This is a genomic window from Paenibacillus phytorum, assembly GCF_013141715.1.
Classification (GTDB): Bacteria; Bacillota; Bacilli; order Paenibacillales; family NBRC-103111; genus Paenibacillus_E; species Paenibacillus_E phytorum.
In genome coordinates this window covers 1-4,581 of the sequence record NZ_WHOA01000062.1, presented here as the reverse complement: position 1 = coordinate 4,581, position 4,581 = coordinate 1, and the positions used below count along the sequence as shown (strand labels likewise).

Here is a 4,581-nt window from a genome sequence, read left to right as displayed (position 1 = left end):
TCACATTGAACGGCAGGAGTGGCCTTCCCCGCACAGGCAGCAAGATATAGAACGATGTTGCAAACGGCACCCGCAAGGCTCCCACTGTGAAACCGCTCGCTGAGTTGTTTGATAACACCCCTGTTGTCCGGATTAAACCGGGCGTAACGACTGTAACGATCTTGCCAACAAACGGGGCGAGTCGAGCCGTCAGAGTGATCGGCTTTGGCAGCGGGCAGCCGGAAATGTTTCTGCTCATAGTCGTATCATCCTTTCGTTATTTTTCCTAAAGGATATGCGGCCGCTCCTCCACCCGATTGGACGTTTCTGTTGCTGAATCTGCCTATTACTTCAACAGGCTGCCTTCAGTGACGGCAGCCTGACGAGATGAAGCTATCGTTCTGCCATTAGTTTAGTAGCACAGTATCCTGTTTCCTTACCTTTTTCAACTGCCTCGATATAGCCATCTAAGTAATATGGTATCACATCTTCCTTACCATTCTGAATTCTGCCTCTAACTTTATTGAATGCAAATATTGAAATTGAAAACTCTGGCTCACCAATTGTCTGCTTAACTTCATTAAATGAGATTTGGAAGTAAAACTGATTCTTTAGCCATAAATTTAGTGAAATATACATGAAAACTTTTTGAATTAATCGTTCGTCTTATCGATAATAAGATAAATTAAGGCGAGGGATTGAGACAATGAAAGACACCATGGGAACATTTCATCATAACAACAAAAGAGGACAGCGTATGGTTAAGCATAGTTCCGGAATTAAACGTTATATGCCGGGATTAGATGGACTTAGAGCACTTTCTGTAATGGCAGTAATTGCTTATCATTTCAACTTTAAATGGGCTTCTGGAGGGCTCTTGGGGGTCGGGGTTTTCTTTGTTCTGTCCGGTTACCTGATCACGGATCAACTCATCACTCAGTGGAAACGAAACAGAAGGCTCGATCTAAAAGAATTCTGGATAAGACGAGCGCGTCGATTGCTACCAGCAATGTTCACAATGTTAGCATTTGTTGCCATATGGTTGATCCTGTTCGACAAATCCCGATTCATCGCATTGAAAGCCGACTTTCTTTCAGCAGCTCTTTATTTCAATAATTGGTGGCTTATTTTCCATAAGGTATCGTATTTCGAAAGTTTTGGCCCTCCTTCTCCTATCGGACATCTTTGGTCTTTGGCAGTTGAAGAGCAGTTTTACCTTATATGGCCATTAGTTCTCATCATTCTGTTGCGTATCGTACCTCAAAGAGGCAAAGTTTTCTTACTCACACTTGTTGGTGCGGCTGCTTCGGTACTAGCCATGGCGATGATCTACGTACCGGGAATGGATCCAAGTCGGGTCTACTACGGCACTGACACCAGAGTATTTGCTATGCTTATTGGCGCCGCTCTTGCCATCGTCTTGCCAAGTCAGAATATAACTGCAAATATATCTCGTAGATCTCGAAATTTCTTGGATTTGGCTGGAGGAATTGGATTATTCATCATCATTCTTATGATTTGGCGAACCAATGAATACGGAGACTATCTGTATTATGGCGGTCTTATGTTTTTCTCTATCATATCCGCGATTGTAGTCGCAGTACTCGTCCATCCGGCAAGCCGCCTTGCAAGGCTCATGGGATATGGTCCTTTGCGCTGGATCGGCGTTCGCTCCTATAGTCTTTATATTTGGCATTACCCTGTCATCATTCTAACTAGTCCTACTATTGAAACCAATTCCTCGGGCATTATTCGTATTTTTTTTCAAATAGTGGCTAGTCTTCTTCTTGCCGCATTATCATGGAAATACATCGAAGAACCTATACGCAATGGTTTATTAGGAAAAATATGGGGGAAAATGAACATGAATCCGAAGCTAATATATCGTCAACTGTTAATTATTGTCACATTAAGCCCACTCATATTTTTATCTGTATCCTGCAGCAACAAAGTGGATTCTTCCGTTTCAGTCAAAGCAACTTCAGAAACTGCAGTTCAAAATATGAAAGATCAATCCGACACTTCGTTACACTCAAATGAAGAATCAATAAATACACTACCTGAATTACCTAAAGTTCCTATTCCTAAAGATCAGATAATGAATACCCCAATCACCAAGGAAGAGTCCGATAAAGGGGTTACAGCTATTGGCGATTCGGTTATTCTTGATGCCGCTCCTTTCTTGGAAAAAAAATTGCCACGCATCGTGATCGATGGCAAGGTTGGCAGGCAAATGTCACAAGCTCAAGAAGTAGTCGACCAGCTCAAAGCAAATGGGAAACTTGGCAGTCGGGTTATTATTGAGCTAGGTACCAACGGGCCGTTTAACAGCAAAGAACTACGAAAATTACTTACATCACTTGGTGAAGTCCAGCAAATCGTACTTGTGAATACTCGTGTTCCGAAAAAATGGCAAGATACAGTCAATTCAGCCCTAAAGGAAGTCTCTGCGGATTATCAGAATGCTACACTTGTAGACTGGTATTCTTCAAGTCAAGGAAAGGATGATTACTTCAGCAAAGACGGCGTTCACCTAAACCAGGAGGGCGCGAAGTTCTACGCCGAACTTGTCGCGAAAGGAATTCAGCAGTAAGAGTATTGCCTTGCGAGGCTACATTTTTAACGATATCCATTAGCTCGATTAGCAGACCATTATTTCCATCTTCCAGCGGGTTTACCTTATTTTAATATAAGGCGACTTCACATTACTGCCCGTTACTTGAATGAACAAAATAAGGAGCTGCCACGAGGCAAGCTCCTTTACTATCGTTTCTCGTTAGCACAATAACCTATTTCGAGCCACATTTACTCCTTCTATTAATCATGACGTTTTATAAATAACAGCAACTTTCCGGATCATTAATTAAAGAACCTGACGTTCACCAGTATCGGCTGCTTTTTGTATGAGATCAAGGAGTATATGAAGTTTTACCGCATCGTCAAAATTAGGAATACGTCGGGTTCCCTCCATAATATCCTTTGCAAATTTCTCGAGAGCTTGTGCAACATTGAAGACAGGTCCGCCAGGGATCGTATCAGGCACCCAATGGTAATGATCCGGAATGGTTAATTCAGCGAGTGAAGACGAGTTCTCCCGATTGGCAAGATGCATTCCTTCAACTTTCAAATCCCCCCATTGAAGCTGTGCATGAGTACTTTCATTGGACAGTACAATTACGCCCTCCGTACCATAGATTTCTAACGAGACTCCTGTTCGATAGGATATGCCCCCTTGTACATGTATAGAGACGGTTGCTCCGCTTTTTAATGTTCCATTAATTAAGATTTGATCTGCAGTCGTCTTCTCAATGATTTCACCGGCTTCCTGCACTTTTGCTTGTTTAATTTGATTAGCTATCGTAGCCGATAACTCTTTAAAATCGCCAACAGCATAACACAGTGCATCTATGGCATGCCCTGCATTAATCGTCAATAAGTTTGCACCATTGGAATGGTTCAATAAATATTTAGAGGCTTCATTCGTTGTGCCGCCCTTTGCAGTTGTAAAGACTTTCATATGACACGACAGCACTTTGCCGATATATCCCTCAGCCACCAGGTCTTTCACAAAGTTAACTTCAGGAGATTGTCGGGCTTGCAAACCAACCGCATGATGAACCTTTTTGGCTGTAGCTAAATTATTCATCTCAATGGCTTGAGAAGTGTTTAAGCCCAAAGGCCATTCACAATATACATGCTTACCGGCATTGAGTGTGGCCATGACCGCATCGTAATGACAAGGAACCTTCACACTCGCAATAACCATATCCACATCCGGGTTGTGGGCTAGTTCGTTTGAATCCGCAAATGCATGTGGAACTCCGAATTGGGAGGCACTTTTCTCCGCACTTTCCATCCGGGTCGTACCGATTGCCGTAATTTTAAATTTCGGAAGCCGTTGTAATGCAGGAATGTGAGTTGAACTGGCCCATTGGTTGTTAACCGATCCCCCGATTACACCGACATGTATTGTCTTATCCATTTATTGTATAGCCTCCTTGATTAGGGTAGTTAACTAATGACCTGGCTGAGTTAAACGATTACTTCAGTTTCTTCTCCTCGTTTCCGTGTTCTTTCAACATATTGTAGTAAAAATTCCTTTTATCCTGTGCGGAGACCTTCACGACTTCCAATTGCGTTAGTTGTTGTTCCAGTTTCTCTATATGCTTATTCAAAATATCAATCCTTTTGTGAAATATCACCTTCACTTCAATCTCTGGTTCCTCTTGCGTCACATAACATCCCTCTTCCACAAACGTTGCTATGTCTTTTAGCTTCATCCCCGTTTGCTTCAATCCATGAATAAATTTGATAAATCGAAGATCTTGATCATCATATCGCCTAATCCCGTATTGTTTCCCATCCAGACGTTTTGGGTTAGGAAGAAGACCTATTTTTTCGTAGTAACGGAGAGTATATGCTGTAATGCCCATTAATTTGGATATATCGCTAATTGAGTACATTTGTGGTCGGCCACCTTTAATTGACTGATAATCATTATTGTATTTGTTAGAGTATACTCGAAGTCAAGGGTATTGAATAAAATACTTCATAACATTTGCATTAACCTGCCCGTTACTTGAATGAATAAAAAAAGGAGCT

General features: G+C 41.9%; 4 protein-coding genes and 1 pseudogene. 1 reads left to right on the top strand and 4 read right to left on the bottom strand.

Translation table 11 applies throughout. The features are described from left to right. Positions 1 to 238: pseudogene (locus tag GC098_RS07910) on the bottom strand (hypothetical protein); the annotation flags it as partial. 134 nt (positions 239 to 372) lie between these two features. Beyond that, complete coding sequence (locus tag GC098_RS07905) at positions 373 to 618, bottom strand: hypothetical protein (RefSeq protein ID WP_171642596.1); 246 nt, start codon at positions 616 to 618, stop codon at positions 373 to 375. 67 nt (positions 619 to 685) lie between these two features. On the opposite strand from GC098_RS07905, the gene GC098_RS07900 reads away from it, so the two are divergent. After that, positions 686 to 2,572 (top strand): acyltransferase family protein, encoded by a 1,887-nt coding sequence (locus tag GC098_RS07900; protein WP_171642603.1) that lies wholly within the window; start codon positions 686 to 688, stop codon positions 2,570 to 2,572. Positions 2,573 to 2,842: 270 nt separating this feature from the next. On the opposite strand, the gene GC098_RS07895 is transcribed toward GC098_RS07900, so the two are convergent. Both GC098_RS07895 and GC098_RS07890 read right to left on the bottom strand, forming a co-directional pair. After that, the gene (locus GC098_RS07895; RefSeq protein WP_171642600.1) at positions 2,843 to 3,961 is read right to left on the bottom strand and encodes a Gfo/Idh/MocA family protein; all 1,119 of its coding nucleotides are present in this window, start codon (positions 3,959 to 3,961) and stop codon (positions 2,843 to 2,845) included. Between the two features lie 58 nt (positions 3,962 to 4,019). After that, positions 4,020 to 4,442, bottom strand: a complete 423-nt coding sequence (locus GC098_RS07890) for a MerR family transcriptional regulator (protein WP_171642598.1) — start codon at positions 4,440 to 4,442, stop codon at positions 4,020 to 4,022. Between the last annotated feature and the right edge of the window lie 139 nt (positions 4,443 to 4,581).